This is a genomic window from Streptomyces sp. NPDC096311 (genome assembly GCF_044763085.1).
In the GTDB taxonomy this organism is placed as follows: domain Bacteria; phylum Actinomycetota; class Actinomycetes; order Streptomycetales; family Streptomycetaceae; genus Streptomyces.
Genome location: NZ_JBIWFN010000001.1, coordinates 775,012 through 789,720 on the forward strand (window position 1 = coordinate 775,012; position 14,709 = coordinate 789,720).

The following is a 14,709-nucleotide window of genomic DNA, read 5'->3' on the forward strand; positions in this document are numbered from 1 at the left end:
CGTCACGCCTTTCGTTCGGTGGAGGCGAGGGATGCCTCGCGGAGTTTCGCGGTCACTTCGGCCTCGGTCGGCATGGCCTCGGAGCAGGCCAGCCGGCCCGCGACGATCGCGCCGGCGGCATTGGCGAAGGACACGGTGCGACGGGTGTCCCAGCCGGACAGCAGCCCGTGGCACAGGGCCCCGCCGAAGGCATCGCCGGCACCCAGTCCGTTGACCACGTCCACCGGCACCGGCGGGATCTCGACGGCCGAACCGTCCCGGTCCATCGCGAGCACGCCCTTCGGGCCCTGCTTCACCACGGCCAACTCCACGCCCGCGGCGAGCAGCGCCTTCGCGGCGGCGTACGGCTCGCGCTCACCGGTCGCGACCTCGCACTCGTCGAGGTTGCCGACCGCGACCGTCGTGTGTCGTAGCGCCTCGGCGTAGTACGCACGCGCCTGGGCCGGGTCGGCCCAGAACATCGGCCGCCAGTCCAGATCGAAGACCGTCGCCCCGGCCTTGGCCCGGTGCGCCAGGGCGCCGAGGGTGGCCGAGCGGCTCGGTTCCTCGCTCAGGCCGGTCCCGGTGATCCAGAAGACCGCCGCGTCCCGTACCGCGCCCAGATCCAGCTCATCCGCCCGGAGGTCCAGGTCGGGAGCCTTCGGCAGCCGGTAGAAGTACAGCGGGAAGTCGTCCGGCGGAAAGATCTCGCAGAACGTCACCGGCGTCGGCACGACGTCCGACGTCCCCACGAAGCGGCTGTCGACGCCGTAGCCCTCCAGGGCCGTGCGGATGAACTCGCCGAACGGGTCCCGGCCGGTCTTGGTGATCACGGCCGACGAGCGGCCGTACCGGGCCGCGGCCACCGCCACGTTGGTCGGGCTGCCGCCCAGGTACTTGCCGAACGAGGTGACCTCGGCCAGCCCCACGCCCGTCTGGAGCGGATACACGTCCACTCCCACACGCCCCATGGTCAGCACTTCGAACGACATCACACTGGTTTCCCTTCGCTCCGGAGACCCCGGATGGAGGCGGCGGTGCAGGCAGCGATTGATTTAGAGCGCTTTAAAAGAGCGCTCTAAGGCGAGTACGATGCCGTCAGGCAAATGTCATGTCAATAGGTTGTTGCTACGGGGTTTCCGCAACTTGGTGCTCCAGGCCCTGCCGAGGCGGCCGGTGCGGGTGCTGGACAGCCTGCGGCGCGACTGGTCACGGGAGGACGGTCACCGGTGGACACATCGAGCAGGCGGCGGGTGGGAAGCCGGACGACGGCCCGGGGCGGCGCAGCGGCTCTTGCACGGCGATGAACAAGGGCCTGGAGGAGGTGCTCGCCTCAAATCGACGAAGACGGCTGCGCCATGTGTCGCAGGGCCCCGGGTTCGGCGTCGCGTGCGACCGGGAGGTCGCGAGCGTCCCCCGCCGTCTGCCGGGAAAGCCTCGTCGAGGGATGCCCGCCTCTCGTCACTCTTCGGGTGGGAGATACCCGAGCCGAGCGGAGACGGTGCCTGCGGCCTTGCGGACCAGGGGGCCGACCGCGTCCAACTCGGGGTCCATTCGTTCGGCTACGCCGGCCACGCTGAACGCGGCGATGGGCTGTCCGGTGTGATCGCGGATGGCTGCGCCCGCGCACGAGCTGGAGATGTTGAACTCCCGGCGGTCCTCTGACCAGCCGCGCTCGCGAGTCGTCTCGAGCACATGGCGCAGGCCTGGAAGGTCGGCCGCGGTCACGGGCGACTCATGGGAAGCGGCCAGCTCGTCCAGAACCCGTTCGCACTGATCGGACGGCAGCGCGGCGAGATAGGCGCGCCCCACCGATGTGCAGTGCAGGGGCCGGGTCACACCGAGTTCGGCGGAGACACCCACCGGATGTGGCCCCTTCATGCGGTTGACGAACACCATCGTCAGTCCATTGGGCACCGCCAGGCTGACGGTCTCCTGGGTCGCGGTCAGGAGCTCTCGCAGGACGGGATCGGCGGCGTCGCGCAAGCTGGTGGAGCTGGTGGCGGCCGCGGCGAGTTGAGCCGCCGCGGGCCCCAGGCGAACCTCGCCACCGTGTGTCTCCTGAACCAGCCAGTCCTGTTGCTGCAGACGCTCGACAAGCCGGTAGGTGGTCGACTTGCTCAGCCCGAGAGCCTCGGCGATATCGGCGACTCGGGCGCTGCGGCGCCGTGCAAGGTGCATCAGGATCGCGAGCCCGCGGTCGAGCGCACCCGCTCGGGGATCCAGTGCGGCGGCTCGCCCTGGTGGAACGGACGGCTCGATGGACATGGCCCTCATTTTGTCACACCGCTCGGCCCGACAACGGGGTTGCGCTGGCGGCCGAGGGGCCCGACCTCGACCTCTACGACATCGCCCGGAGTCAGCGCGACGGGAGGGTCCTGGAAGTCCCCGCAGCCGGCCGGGGTTCCGGTCAGGATGACGTCGCCCGGTCCGAGAGTGAAGTAGCGCGAGCAGTAGCTGATGAGCTCGGCGACCCCGAAGACCATCGACGCGGTTGTGCCGTCCTGGACGAGCCTGCCGTTGTGCCACGTGCGAATGGGGACCCGCTGCGGGTCGGCGATCTCGTCGGCGGTGCAGATCCACGGTCCGAGCGGGCAGAACGTGTCCAGTCCCTTGCCCCGTACCCACTGGCCGTCCGTCGCCTGGACGTCGCGCGCGGAAATGTCGTTGGCCGCGAGATAGCCGAAGACGTGGTCCAGTGCTTCGTCGGGACCGACGTCGCGGGTCGTGCTGCCGATCACCACACCGAGTTCGCCCTCCCAGTCGGCCCGGGTCGTCACGGCGGGGTCGACGACGATCGGGTCGAAGGGCCCGGTGGCGCTCGATGAGAGCTTGGGGAACAGGTAGGGCTTGTCCGGCAGATCCCAGCCCATCTCCGCGACCGTGTCCCGGAAGTTGAGCCCGATCCCGATGATCGTCGGCGGACGGAACGGCGCGAGGACGGCCCCCGGTGTGAACGGGGCCTCGTCGCCTGCCGTGCAGCAGGAGCCCTCGACCAGTTCGAGCAGATCGCGGTCCACAGCGCGCCAGATCCCGTCGCCGCCGTCCATCACCGTCGTCGGACCGTCCTCGGTGCGAACCCGTGCCAGCCTCATCCCGACCTCCATATTCCTAGTCAGTGAGAACTTATATCATCTAGTGGGAATTCATGTTACCTCCGTGTTAGCGTCATGAGCCCCGGCAAGAAGGAGCGACCTTGTGAAGGCACCTTCGGCGGTCGTCGAGCCTCTGGACGACGACGTTTTCGAGAACCTGGCTCGTGCGAGCATCGCGACGCTGGCGACGCAGCTCTACCGGCGGGGGATCCGCCAGCCGGTGCTCGTCGGGCTCACCCCGGTGGGGGACGGCTTCGACGGCTTCGTCGGCGAGGCGTTCACGATGCGGTTCATCCCGTCGCGCGAGGACGTCGATCCCCTCGACGATCCGTACCGAACGGGCAACACGCTGCAGTGGGAGGCTGTCGAGAACGTGGGTCCGCGGCAGGTCCTGGTCGTGGACAGCCGTAGCGACGTCAGTGCCGCCTCCGCCGGCGACATGCTCGTCACCCGGGCGATGAAGCGGGGCGCGGCGGCGTTCGTGACCGACGGTGCGCTGCGCGACGGACACGAGATCGGGCAGCTGGGATTCCCCGCCTACTCGAGGGCCATCACCGCGACCACACGGCCGGCTTCGTTCCACGTCGCCGACCTACAGGTCCCCATCGGGTGCGCCGGCGTGGCCGTATACCCCGGCGATGTCCTCGTGGGCGACCGCAACGGCATCATCGTCGTCCCGCGGGCTCTGGCGCCGGAGATCGCCGGACCCGCCGCGGAGCAGGAGGAGCTCGAGGCGTATCTGCACACCCGTGTCCGGGCCGGGGAATCCTTGTGGGGCGTCTACCCGCCGAGCGCGGAGACCGTCGCGGAGTACGACGCGTGGAAGGCGGCCCGGGGCGCCGCCGACCGTGAGGAGGTGGCGTCATGACCCGGTTCGCCGATCTCGGTCCCGCCGAGCAGCGGGCTCGGATGGAGCGCACCATCCGCACCTACTTCGACGGCTGCAACGCCGCCGACGTGGAGTTGATGGCCGCGCAGTTCACCGCTGACGCCGTCCATTATTTCCCCCCTGGCCTGGACGGTCCCTGGGCCGGCAACCGGACGATCGCCGAGAACTGGCGTCAGTTGGTCCTGACGATCGGCTCGGCCTGGTCGATCGAACGGCTGATAGCCGAGCCCGAGACGCTGCAGGCCGTCATCGAGTGGACCCACTGGAAGACGCGGGCGGGCGGCTGCCTGCGGGGCGACGAGTGGTACGTCTTCGACCCGGAGACCGGGCTGATCCGCGAGATCAGGGCGTTCTACGCCGCCGCGTCGGACGGCCGACCGGAGGTCACGTTGCAGGGCTACGACTACTCGGCCAGCGCCTATCACCTGGCACCGCCGGTCGATCGGCCGCATCCCGACGCCCAGTACCGCGCTCCGGCCGGCGAGGTCTCGGCATGAGCGCGGTGGTGAGCGCCGATCCACGAAGCGGCGCGGTGGTCGAAGCCGTCGCGGAAGAGACTTCGTCGGCCGAGGTCGCGCGGCTCGTCGCGCAGGCCGCCCCGGCTCTCGACGGGCTGGGCCGCTCCGGCCGGGCGGTGCTGTTGCGCGCTGTGGCCGAGGAACTCGAGTCCCGGCGCGCACGCATCGTCGAACTCGGGGTGCGGGAGACCGCCCTCCCTGCGCCGCGCATCGAGGGCGAGCTGACTCGGACCGGCTACCAGGCGCGGCTGTTCGCCGGCCTCCCGACGGGGGTGCTCGTGTCGTGGGCCCAGCACCACGGCGGACCGTGGCCGGCCACGAACACCCTGCACACATCCGTCGGCACGACGGCGATCCGCCGCTTCCTGCGGCCGGTGACCTGGCAGGACGTGCCCGAGGCGGTTCTGCCGGAGGAACTGAGCGACGGCCCGGTGGAGGTGCCGCGACGGGTCGACGGGCGACTGGTACTGCCTGGCCCGGCAGCCGGAGCCGACCCGCCGAACACGGCGGGCCGACGACATCAAGTGAGGAGGGACCGCCGTGGCTGACGGTCCGCACAACGAGGCACCCGGCGGCGCGTCGGGCAGCGGAGAGCGGAACGCGGGGTACGGGCTGATGCGCGACCGGGTCGCACTGGTGACCGGCAGCGGCCGTAACCTCGGGCGGGCGATCGCGATCCGTCTCGCGAAGGAAGGCGCGGCCGTAGTGGTCAACGACGTCCGGTCCGCCGATGCCGAACGCACCCTCAAGGACATCGAAGTGGCGGGTGGACGGGCGATCAAAACCGTCGCGGACATGTCCGATCCGGCAGCCGTCGAAGCGGTGTTCGCGCAGGCGGAGCGAGAGTTCGGGACGGTCGACGCCTTGGTGAACAACGCCTACGCCCGCGGACCGGCGACCGCATGGGGCCCCTTTCTCTCCCTCGACGTCGAGGGCTGGTCGGGCTTCACCCGGACCAACCTCGACCTGCTCTTCCTCGCCACCCACCGCGCGGCGACGGCCATGGCCGCCGCCGGACACGGCGGCACGATCCTCAACATCAGCTCCCACGGCGCCGCTCGGGCGCACCGCAACCAGATCGCCTACGACTCGGTGAAGGGTGCGATCGAGTCGTTCACCCGGGCGACGGCGGTGGATCTCGCGCCCTGGGGGATCCGGGTCAACGCGCTGCGCCCAGGATCCGTCGACGTCACCGAGGGCACCGAGGGATCAGACACCGTCGATCCCGGGCTGGCCCGGCTCAAAGCAACGCAGATCCCGCTGGGCCGGACAGGACGACCGGAGGACGTCGCGGCCAACGTCGTAGCCCTGTCCTGTGAGCTGACGGCGTACGTCACCGGGCAGATCTACAACGTCGACGGTGGGATGGCCGTCCAGGCCCGCGCCCCCCAGGTCGAGATCGACACGGTCTGGACCCCCGAGAACATCGAAGGGTACGGCCATGATGACTGAGCAGAGGGTGCCGCTCAAGAAGCGACTGGAACTAGGCGAGAGCCCGGTCGGAATGCTGGTGCGGATGCCGGCCGAGCCTCTGATCGAGTACGCCGCGGTCGCGGGGTTCGACTTCGTCCTGCTCGACTGTGAGCACGGCCCGTCCGATCTGCTCGCCCTCCAGCAGCACATCACCCTGGCGACCGCGCGGGGCATGGCGAGTCTCGTCCGGATCGGTCGGAGCGGGACCGACGACGTGCTGCGTGTCCTGGAGAGCGAGGCCGAGGGCGTGCTCGCACCGCACATCGAGGACGCCGCCGAGGCCGCGGCGATCGTCCGGGCCGCACATTTTCCCCCTCTCGGAGGGCGGGGCTTCGCGCAGTACGGACAGGCGGGGCGGTTCGGCACCGTGCCGGCGGCCGCACAGATCCGCCGGGCTCGCGAGAACACCCTGGTGGCCGTCATGATCGAGACCGGGAAAGGAGTGGCGGACGCCGACGCCATCCTGGCCGTACCCGGCGTCGACGCCGTGATGGCCGGACCCGCGGATCTCTCGGTGTCGATGGGCCTGACCGGCGGAGTCGACGAGCCCGCCGTGCGCGACGCGGTCGCCAGGATCAACACCGTCGCCGCCGGGGCGGGCCGGCACGTCCTGACCGTCGTGGGCGATGAGGAGCGGGCCCGGGCGGCGCGGCCCGGCCTGATCGTCTACAACGTCACCAAGGTCCTCGTCGACAGGTTCCGGCAGCTCGCCGACGGTGCTCGGGACAGCAGCGATGGCGACACTTGATCCGGCGGCGGCGCGGCTGGCGCCCTTCCTGACGAACTGTCAGCCCGACCTGGGCGGGACGGTCGCCGACGCCGCCGAGGCACGCGTGATGATGGCCGGGGCGAGCCTCCCGCGCAGTACCGCCCCACAGGTGCACAGCGTGTGTGACCGTGAGGTCCCGGGACCTGGCGACGGCCCTCTGCGCCTGCGGATCTATCACCCGGCGAGCATCGCGGCGCCGCTCCCCGCAGTGGTGTATCTGCACGGCGGCGGCTGGGTGTTCGGCGATCTCGACTCGCACGACGGCGTGGCCCGGAACCTGTGTGAGGGAGCCGGATGCGTCGTGGTGTCCGTGGACTACCGATTGGCACCCGAGCACCCGTTCCCCGCCGCATTCGACGACGCCCGCACAGCCCTCGCCTGGGTGGCGGCGCACCCCGCCGAGATCGGCGTGGACCCCGCCCGCCTGGCTCTCGTGGGAGACAGCGCCGGCGCCAACATCGCGGCGGGCCTGGTGCTCGCCGGCGGTGCACCGGCGGTGGCCCTGCAAGTGCTCCTGTACCCGGTGACGGCGCACGACCCCGGCACCGAGTCCTTTCGCGACCCGACAGCGCATGTGAACCTCACACCGGCCCATCTGCGTTGGTACTGGGATCAGTACGTGCCTGATCCCGCGCAGCGGGACGACCCGCGGGTGTCGCCCCTGCGCGGCCGACCGACCGCGGCGCTGCCACCCGCACTGGTGGTGACCGCGGAGTGCGACCCACTGCGCGACGAGGGCCGCGCCTACGCCGACGCCCTCACCGCGGCCGGAGTGCCCACCAGGCACTGGGAGGCCGCGGGAACCTTTCACGGGTTCTTCCGCTACCCGGATCACCTGCCGGTGGCCGCCGAACTGATCGCTCGCACGAACGCGCTGATCGCGGACGCCCTCGACGCCGGCTGACCGGCCGGGGCCGTCTCCCGCGCATGCCTGTCGGAAGCCTTAGCCGGAACAAAACCCAATGAATCAGGAATATTTCGATTCATTGGGAAACTCTGACAACCAATGGAGGTTCCTCGATGACGACGACGTCACGAGCCGGTTCCGCGCCCGGGGCACGGATCCCGTCCACCCGCTACATCTACGCCTTCGGTGCCCTCGGGGGCTTCCTGTTCGGATTCGAGACCGGGGTGCTGGCCGGCGCCCTCCCGTTCATTCGTGACGACTACCCGTCGATCACCGCGACGGAGGTCGGCCTGATCGTCGCGGCACTGGCAGTCGGCGCGATCTTCGGTGCCGCAGCGTCCGGGCGGCTCTCGGACCGGATCGGCCGTCGCCGGGTGCTCCTGGTCCTCGGCGTCGTGTTCATCGCCGGATCGCTGGCCAGCGCGATCTCCGCGGGCACGTCGACCCTGATCCTCAGCAGGCTCGTGCTCGGCGTGGGCGTGGGCGGCGCCTCCGCGCTCGTTCCCGTATACCTTGCCGAGATGGCCCCCGCCCACGCGCGCGGCAGGCTCGGCGGGCTCAACCAGCTGATGCTCGTGACCGGAATCCTGGCCGGGTACCTGGTGAACCTCGTACTGGATCCGACCGGCAACTGGCGTGCGATGCTGGCAACCGGTGCGGTGCCCGCCCTCGCGCTCGTGCTGGGCACGATCCGCCTGCCCGAAAGCCCACGCTGGCTTGTCACCCATGGTCGCGAGGACGAAGCCCGCACTCTGCTGACGGCCACTCACGGCGCCGGTGCATGGGCTGAGTTGGACCAGATTCGTGCGATCGCGGCGGAGCCGACGGAGCGAGGCGCGCTGCGCAGCCGATGGGTGCGCCCTGCGCTCGTCGTGGGCATCGGTCTCGCGATCCTCACCCAGCTGAACGGAACCAACGCGATCTCCTACTACGCACCCACGATCCTTGAGAACGTCGGCTTCGGCTCCGGGGTCGCAATCCTCACCACGGTTGGTCTCGGCGTCGTCAAAGTCGTCTTCGTGGCCCTCGGCCTGCTGCTGATCGACCGGGTCGGCCGTAAGTTCCTGCTCGTCCTGGGGAACGTCGTGATGGGGCTCAGCCTGCTCGGCCTGGCCCTCGCGGCACGGGCCGAACACCCCAGCGGCATCCTGCTGGTGCTGTTCATGGCCCTGTTCCTGGCCGGCAACGAGGTCGGCTGGGGCCCGACCTTCTGGGTGCTGATGGGCGAGATCTTCCCGTTGCGGATACGCGGCGCCGCGATGGGCGTCGCGAGCATGGCGGTGTGGATCGCCACAGCGGGTGTCGCGTTCGCCTTCCCGGTCATGCTCGACGGAATCGGCCTCTCGGCGTCGATGTTCATCTTCGCCGCGCTGAACGCGTGCGCAGTCGTCTTCGGGATGCGATACGTCACCGAGACGAAGGGCCAGACACTCGAAGAGATCGAGCGGAACCTACAGGGGCACGGGCAGGGGAAGGGCTCGGCCCCTGCCGAACAGGAGCCCCTGATGACCAAGACGTCCGGTACGGAGGTTCAGGCATGACGGTCCCGACGGCACGAGGCGGTCGTCCCACAGTGGCCCGGATCGAGACGTTCGCGCTCGAACACCCGCTGCCCAAGGGCGGATACGGTGCGTCGAAGGTCGTGATGCAGGCCCGCGTGTGCACCGCGGTGAAGGTGACGACCTCGGATGGAGTGGTCGGCTGGGGCGAGTCGTTCGGGCCGCCCCGCCATGTCGCACCGTTCCTGGCCACATTCGCCGAGCAGCTCATCGGCACCCCGGTCGACGCGCGGGAGGGCTTCCTGCTCAGGTCGTTGGAGACGAACTATGTCCTCGGCCAGGGAGGCACGCATGTCGCGGCGCTGTCCGGACTGGACATCGCGCTGTGGGACGCGCAGGCCCGCACCTACGGCGTTCCGCTGTCTCACCTTCTCGGCGGCGCGGTGCGGGACACGGTCCAGGCCTATGCCTCGACCGGCTACGTCACACCGCACCGCGACCTCGGCGAGTTCCGTGAGCAGCTGCAGCGAGCCGTCGACGAGGGATTCACCGCCGCAAAGATCAAGGTCGGTACGTCCCCGCAGGAGGATCGCGCCCGCACGGAGATCGCCCGCGAGACGCTCGGCGCCGACGGCACGCTCATGGTCGACTACAACGGCAGCGGTACCCCGGACACTGTCAGCCGCTCCCTGCGTGCCCTGCTCGACCTCGACCCCTACTGGGTCGAGGAGCCGCTTCCGCCGGTCGACCACACCGGCTGGGGAGTGATACGCGACTGCGGTGTGCCCATCGCCGCGGGCGAGGCACTCGCCACCCGCTACGCCTTCCGGGACCCGATCGCCGAGCGCCGATACGACATCGTGCAGCCCGACCTCACCAAATGCGGCGGCTACACCGAAGCACTGGCGGTCGTCGCCAACGCCGTGGCCTGGAACGTCCGCATCTCCCCGCACTGTTGGGGCACGGGCATCGCCGAGGCAGCGGTCCTTCAGCTCTTGGCTCACCTCCCTGACCAGCCGTACGGCTCCACCGGCGGCACACCGCAGTTCCTGGAATTCGACCGAGGCCCCAACCCTCTCCGTGAGGCGGTCCTGGTCGACCCGATCCGTGCCAGGGGCGGTCGCGTGGATATCCCCGACGCCCCGGGCCTCGGCGTCGCCATCGCGGAAGACGTGATCCGGGATATCGCCCTGCCCGGCTGTTCGATCGACACCGCCTCGACGCATGGGCCACATCGAGGCCTCCGCTGAAGCCGGCACCCGCGGCGAGTCGGCGCGGCCGGTCGACCGGAGCGTCGGCCCCCCCCGTGCCGCTGCGTGATCTCCCCCTCTGTGCTGTTACTCACGGAGGTGCCGCCTCACGGAAATTACTAGGACGTCCTAGTATTTCTTGAGTCAGCGTTCCCTTGCCCCGTCCGGGAAGGCCTCCATGAGTGATCTGCACCGCCCCGCGCACCCCGTCCGTCTGGTCACCGCTTCGGCGCTGTTCGACGGGCACGACGCGTCCATCAACATCATGCGGCGGATCTTCCAGTCGCAAGGCGCCGAGGTGATCCACCTCGGGCACAACCGGTCGGTACGAGAGGTCGTGGACGCGGCGCTGGAGGAGGACGCGCACGGGGTGGCGGTCTCGTCGTACCAGGGCGGGCACGTGGAGTACTTCGAGTACCTGGTCGACTCGCTGCGCTCGCAGGGAGCGGACCACATACGCGTGGTGGGCGGCGGGGGCGGTGTGATCGTGCCCGAGGAGATCGCCAGGCTGCGCGCGAACGGGGTGACGATCTTCTCCCCGGAGGACGGGCAGCGGATGGGCCTGGCCGGCATGGTCAACTCGGTGGTGCGTGACTGCGACTTCGACCTCTGGGACGGCAAGCCGGCGGACGCCGACGCCGTCCTCGCGGGCGACCGGTTCGCGGTCGCCCGTGCCATCACCGGCGCGGAGCTGGGCAAACTGCCACCGGAGTTCCTGGCCCGGTTGCGTGCTGCGGCGGTGGCACGGGCCATGCCGGTGCTCGGCATCACTGGTACCGGCGGCTCGGGGAAGTCGTCGCTCACCGACGAGTTGGTGCGTCGGTTCCGGGTCGACCAGCAGGACAAGCTGCGGATCGCGGTGATCGCGGTGGACCCGACCCGTCGCCGTGGTGGCGGTGCGCTGCTCGGTGACCGGATCCGGATGAACTCCCTGGACGGGAACCGGGTGTTCTTCCGGAGCCTGGCCACCCGCGGCAGCCGCGAGCTGCCCGAGCACCTGTCCGACGTGATCGACGTGGTCAAGGCGGCCGGCTTCGACCTGGTGATCGTAGAGACGCCCGGCATCGGCCAGGGCGACGCGGCGATCGTGCCGTTCGTCGACACCTCGCTGTACGTGATGACGCCGGAGTTCGGCGCCGCCTCGCAGCTGGAGAAGATCGACATGCTCGACTTCGCCGACGTCGTGGCGATCAACAAGTTCGAACGGCGCGGCGCCAAGGACGCCCTGCGCGACGTCGGCCGCCAACTGGTCCGCAACCGGGAGGCGTTCGGGACGCCGCCCGAGGACATGCCGGTGTACGGCACCTCGGCGGCCACCTTCAACGACGACGGAGTCACCGCGCTCTACCAGCACCTGGCGACCGGCCTGGCCGAGCGGGGGCTGCCGCTGTCCGAGGGCTCGCTGCCGCCGGTCGATGTACGTCACTCCTCAGGCATCCGGCAGGTGGTCCCCGCCGACCGGGTGCGCTACCTGGCCGAGATCACCGACACCGTCCGCGCCTACCATGCGCAGACCGGTCGACTGGCCGAGGCGGCCCGGCGGGCGCAGCGCCTGGAGACGGTCGAGAACGAACTCCTGGACGCGGGCTCCGGCGCGGAGAACGTGCGGTCGCTGCTGGAGGACGCCCGCAGGCAAGTCCCGCACGACGTCGGTGACCAGATCGCGCAGTGGCCCGCCGTCGTCGCCTCCTACTCCGGAGACGAACAGGTCGTGAAGATCCGGGACCGGGAGATACGCACCCGACTGACCCGTGAATCCCTCTCCGGCAACCGCATACCCCGCGTCGCCCTGCCCCGTTTCACCGACCACGGGGAGCTGGTGCGGTTCTGGCGGCGGGAGAACCTGCCCGGCCACTTCCCCTTCACGGCCGGGGTGTTCCCCTTCAAACGCGACGGCGAGGACCCTGCCCGGATGTTCGCCGGCGAGGGCGACCCGTTTCGCACCAACCGCCGCTTCAAGCTGCTCTCCGAAGGACAGCCCGCCACCCGTCTCTCCACCGCCTTCGACTCGGTCACCCTCTACGGCCGCGACCCCGACGAACGCCCCGACATCTACGGCAAGGTCGGCACCTCCGGGGTCTCGATCGCCACCCTCGACGACATGAAGGCCCTCTACGACGGCTTCGACCTCGTCGCGCCCACCACCTCGGTGTCCATGACCATCAACGGTCCCGCGCCGACCATCCTGGCGTTCTTCCTCAACACCGCCGTCGACCAGCAGATCGACAGGTTCCGCGCCACCGAGGGCCGCGACCCCTCGTCCGAGGAGACGAAAGGGCTGCGGGCGCACACGCTGGCGAACGTGCGTGGCACGGTACAGGCGGACATCCTCAAGGAGGACCAGGGCCAGAACACCTGCCTGTTCTCCACGGAGTTCTCGCTGCGGATGATGGCGGACATCCAGGAGTGGTTCATCGAGAACAAGGTCCGCAACTTCTACTCGGTGTCCATCTCCGGCTACCACATCGCCGAAGCCGGCGCGAACCCCGTCAGCCAGCTCGCCTTCACCCTGGCCAACGGCTTCACCTATGTGGAGGCCTACCTCGCCCGGGGCATGCGCATCGACGACTTCGCGCCCAACCTGTCGTTCTTCTTCTCCAACGGCATGGACCCCGAGTACTCCGTCCTGGGCCGGGTCGCCCGCCGGATCTGGGCCGTCGCGATGAAGGAGAAGTACGGCGCGGGCGAGCGCAGCCAGAAGCTGAAGTACCACGTCCAGACCTCCGGACGCTCCCTGCACGCCCAGGAGATGGACTTCAACGATATCCGCACCACACTGCAGGCGCTCATCGCGATCTACGACAACTGCAACAGCCTGCACACCAATGCCTACGACGAAGCCGTCACCACCCCCACCGAGGACTCCGTCCGCCGAGCCCTGGCCATTCAGCTGATCATCAACCGGGAATGGGGCCTGGCCATGAACGAGAACCCACTCCAGGGCTCGTTCGTCATCGACGAACTCACCGACCTGGTCGAGGAGGCCGTTCTGCAGGAGTTCGAGCGGATCAGTGAACGCGGCGGAGTGCTCGGCGCCATGGAGACCGGCTACCAACGCGGCCGCATCCAGGACGAGTCGATGCTCTACGAGCAGCGCAAGCACGACGGCACCCTGCCCATCATCGGCGTCAACACCTTCCGCAACCCCCACGCCGACACCGCCGAACCCGCCGTCATCGAACTCGCCCGCGCCACCGAGCAGGAGAAGCACTCCCAGCTGGAGCGCGTCCGGGACTACCAGGTCTCGCACGGCGACCAGGCACACGCGGCACTCGGCGCGCTCAAAGAGGCGGCGGTGGACGGCCGCAACGTCTTCGCCGTCCTGATGGAGGCCGCCCGGATCTGCTCCCTTCAGCAGATCACCGACGCCTTTTTCGAGGTCGGCGGCCAGTACCGCCGCAATGTCTGACCCGGCTCACCCATCAACCGTGGCACCTCAACGGATAGGACCTCAGATGGACCCCATCACCCGTCTCGGCGTGGTCGGCTGCGGCCTCATGGGCTCCGGCATCGCCGAAGTCGCCGCCCGCCACGGCCTCGACGTCCGTGTCGCCGAGGCCACCCCCGACGCCGTCGCCGCGGGCCGCCGCCGTGTCACTGCCTCCCTCGACCGGGGCGTACGGCGCGGCAAACTCGACGAGGAGCAGCGGGACCAGGCCCTCGCCGGTCTCTCCTTCACGCACGACCTCGGTGACATGGCCGACCGTCAGTTCGTCATCGAGGCCGTCGCCGAGAACCGCGACATCAAGACCGACGTCCTCCGAGCCCTCGACAAGGCCGTGGCAGATCCCACGGCGGTCCTGGCCACCAACACCTCCTCCATCCCCGTCGTCGACCTCGCCGTCACCACCGAACGGCCCGCGCAGGTCATCGGCATGCACTTCTTCAACCCCGTGCCCGTACAGCAACTCGTCGAGCTCATCCCCGCCCTGACGACCAGTCGGGAGACCGTCAGGCGCACCCGCGACTTCGCCGGGCAGTTGGGCAAACAGGCCATCCAGGCACCCGACCGCTCCGGCTTCGTGGTCAACGCCCTGCTCGTGCCCTTCCTGCTCAGTGCCGTACGCATGGTGGAGTCCGGCGCCGCCCGCCCCGACGACATCGACCAGGGCATGGAACTCGGCTGCGCCCACCCGATGGGCCCGCTCCGTCTGCTCGACCTCATCGGGCTCGACACCGCTCAGGCGGTCGCCGAGTCGATGTACGAGGAGTTCAAGGAGCCTCTGTACGCGCCGCCCGCGCTCCTGCGCCGCATGGTCGCCGCCGGCCACCTCGGCCGCAAGAGCGGCCGCGGCTTCTACCGCTACGACGCTTGAACACGACAAGCCCC

Annotated in this window: 13 protein-coding genes; 10 read left to right on the forward strand and 3 right to left on the reverse strand. The window is 69.7% G+C overall.

The window, feature by feature from the left end:
- Window positions 1–2 precede the first annotated feature (2 nt).
- The 3 genes from iolC to ACIRA5_RS03495 form a co-directional block, all read right to left on the reverse strand.
- Window positions 3–971, reverse strand: a complete 969-nt coding sequence (gene iolC / locus ACIRA5_RS03485) for a 5-dehydro-2-deoxygluconokinase (RefSeq protein WP_403686724.1) — start codon at window positions 969–971, stop codon at window positions 3–5.
- 469 nt (window positions 972–1,440) lie between these two features.
- Window positions 1,441–2,247 carry an IclR family transcriptional regulator gene (locus tag ACIRA5_RS03490; protein ID WP_403686725.1) on the reverse strand — a complete coding sequence of 269 codons (807 nt, stop codon included), beginning with the start codon at window positions 2,245–2,247 and terminating at the stop codon, window positions 1,441–1,443.
- A gap of 5 nt (window positions 2,248–2,252) precedes the next feature.
- On the reverse strand, window positions 2,253–3,074 hold the full coding sequence (locus tag ACIRA5_RS03495) for a fumarylacetoacetate hydrolase family protein (RefSeq protein ID WP_403686727.1): 822 nt from the start codon (window positions 3,072–3,074) through the stop codon (window positions 2,253–2,255).
- A 103-nt stretch (window positions 3,075–3,177) separates the two neighbouring features.
- Here ACIRA5_RS03495 and ACIRA5_RS03500 point away from each other — a divergent pair, with 103 nt between their 5' ends.
- From ACIRA5_RS03500 to ACIRA5_RS03545, 10 genes are all read left to right on the forward strand, one after another.
- Window positions 3,178–3,942 (forward strand): ribonuclease activity regulator RraA, encoded by a 765-nt coding sequence (locus tag ACIRA5_RS03500; RefSeq protein WP_403686729.1) that lies wholly within the window; start codon window positions 3,178–3,180, stop codon window positions 3,940–3,942.
- Window positions 3,939–4,460, forward strand: coding sequence for a nuclear transport factor 2 family protein (locus tag ACIRA5_RS03505; protein ID WP_403686731.1), 522 nt, complete (start codon window positions 3,939–3,941; stop codon window positions 4,458–4,460). Before ACIRA5_RS03500 ends, ACIRA5_RS03505 begins: the two co-directional genes overlap by 4 nt.
- Window positions 4,457–5,029 carry a hypothetical protein gene (locus ACIRA5_RS03510; protein ID WP_403686732.1) on the forward strand — a complete coding sequence of 191 codons (573 nt, stop codon included), beginning with the start codon at window positions 4,457–4,459 and terminating at the stop codon, window positions 5,027–5,029. The genes ACIRA5_RS03505 and ACIRA5_RS03510 overlap by 4 nt, the downstream gene beginning before the upstream one ends.
- Window positions 5,022–5,933, forward strand: a complete 912-nt coding sequence (locus tag ACIRA5_RS03515) for an SDR family NAD(P)-dependent oxidoreductase (protein ID WP_403686733.1) — start codon at window positions 5,022–5,024, stop codon at window positions 5,931–5,933. Before ACIRA5_RS03510 ends, ACIRA5_RS03515 begins: the two co-directional genes overlap by 8 nt.
- Window positions 5,923–6,702 carry an HpcH/HpaI aldolase/citrate lyase family protein gene (locus tag ACIRA5_RS03520; RefSeq protein WP_403686735.1) on the forward strand — a complete coding sequence of 260 codons (780 nt, stop codon included), beginning with the start codon at window positions 5,923–5,925 and terminating at the stop codon, window positions 6,700–6,702. The genes ACIRA5_RS03515 and ACIRA5_RS03520 overlap by 11 nt, the downstream gene beginning before the upstream one ends.
- On the forward strand, window positions 6,689–7,627 hold the full coding sequence (locus ACIRA5_RS03525; RefSeq protein ID WP_403686737.1) for an alpha/beta hydrolase: 939 nt from the start codon (window positions 6,689–6,691) through the stop codon (window positions 7,625–7,627). The genes ACIRA5_RS03520 and ACIRA5_RS03525 overlap by 14 nt, the downstream gene beginning before the upstream one ends.
- Window positions 7,628–7,743: 116 nt before the next feature.
- Entirely contained in the window at window positions 7,744–9,171 is a 1,428-nt protein-coding gene (locus ACIRA5_RS03530; RefSeq protein WP_403686739.1) for a sugar porter family MFS transporter, read from the forward strand.
- Entirely contained in the window at window positions 9,168–10,379 is a 1,212-nt protein-coding gene (locus ACIRA5_RS03535) for a mandelate racemase/muconate lactonizing enzyme family protein (RefSeq protein WP_403686742.1), read from the forward strand. The genes ACIRA5_RS03530 and ACIRA5_RS03535 overlap by 4 nt, the downstream gene beginning before the upstream one ends.
- Window positions 10,380–10,557: 178 nt before the next feature.
- Window positions 10,558–13,788 carry a fused isobutyryl-CoA mutase/GTPase IcmF gene (gene icmF / locus ACIRA5_RS03540; protein ID WP_403686744.1) on the forward strand — a complete coding sequence of 1,077 codons (3,231 nt, stop codon included), beginning with the start codon at window positions 10,558–10,560 and terminating at the stop codon, window positions 13,786–13,788.
- Between the two features lie 46 nt (window positions 13,789–13,834).
- Window positions 13,835–14,695: a 3-hydroxybutyryl-CoA dehydrogenase gene (locus ACIRA5_RS03545; RefSeq protein ID WP_403686745.1), complete on the forward strand. Its 861-nt coding sequence runs from the start codon at window positions 13,835–13,837 to the stop codon at window positions 14,693–14,695.
- Window positions 14,696–14,709: the final 14 nt, after the last annotated feature.

Coding starts and splice junctions, on each gene's coding strand:
- ACIRA5_RS03495 (WP_403686727.1), bottom strand. CDS start 3,074: ATGAGGCTGGCACGGGTTCGCACCGAGGACGGTCCGACGACGGTGATG.
- ACIRA5_RS03505 (WP_403686731.1), top strand. CDS start 3,939: ATGACCCGGTTCGCCGATCTCGGTCCCGCCGAGCAGCGGGCTCGGATG.
- ACIRA5_RS03525 (WP_403686737.1), top strand. CDS start 6,689: ATGGCGACACTTGATCCGGCGGCGGCGCGGCTGGCGCCCTTCCTGACG.
- icmF (WP_403686744.1), top strand. CDS start 10,558: ATGAGTGATCTGCACCGCCCCGCGCACCCCGTCCGTCTGGTCACCGCT.
- ACIRA5_RS03510 (WP_403686732.1), top strand. CDS start 4,457: ATGAGCGCGGTGGTGAGCGCCGATCCACGAAGCGGCGCGGTGGTCGAA.
- ACIRA5_RS03520 (WP_403686735.1), top strand. CDS start 5,923: ATGATGACTGAGCAGAGGGTGCCGCTCAAGAAGCGACTGGAACTAGGC.
- iolC (WP_403686724.1), bottom strand. CDS start 971: ATGTCGTTCGAAGTGCTGACCATGGGGCGTGTGGGAGTGGACGTGTAT.
- ACIRA5_RS03530 (WP_403686739.1), top strand. CDS start 7,744: ATGACGACGACGTCACGAGCCGGTTCCGCGCCCGGGGCACGGATCCCG.
- ACIRA5_RS03545 (WP_403686745.1), top strand. CDS start 13,835: ATGGACCCCATCACCCGTCTCGGCGTGGTCGGCTGCGGCCTCATGGGC.
- ACIRA5_RS03535 (WP_403686742.1), top strand. CDS start 9,168: ATGACGGTCCCGACGGCACGAGGCGGTCGTCCCACAGTGGCCCGGATC.
- ACIRA5_RS03490 (WP_403686725.1), bottom strand. CDS start 2,247: ATGTCCATCGAGCCGTCCGTTCCACCAGGGCGAGCCGCCGCACTGGAT.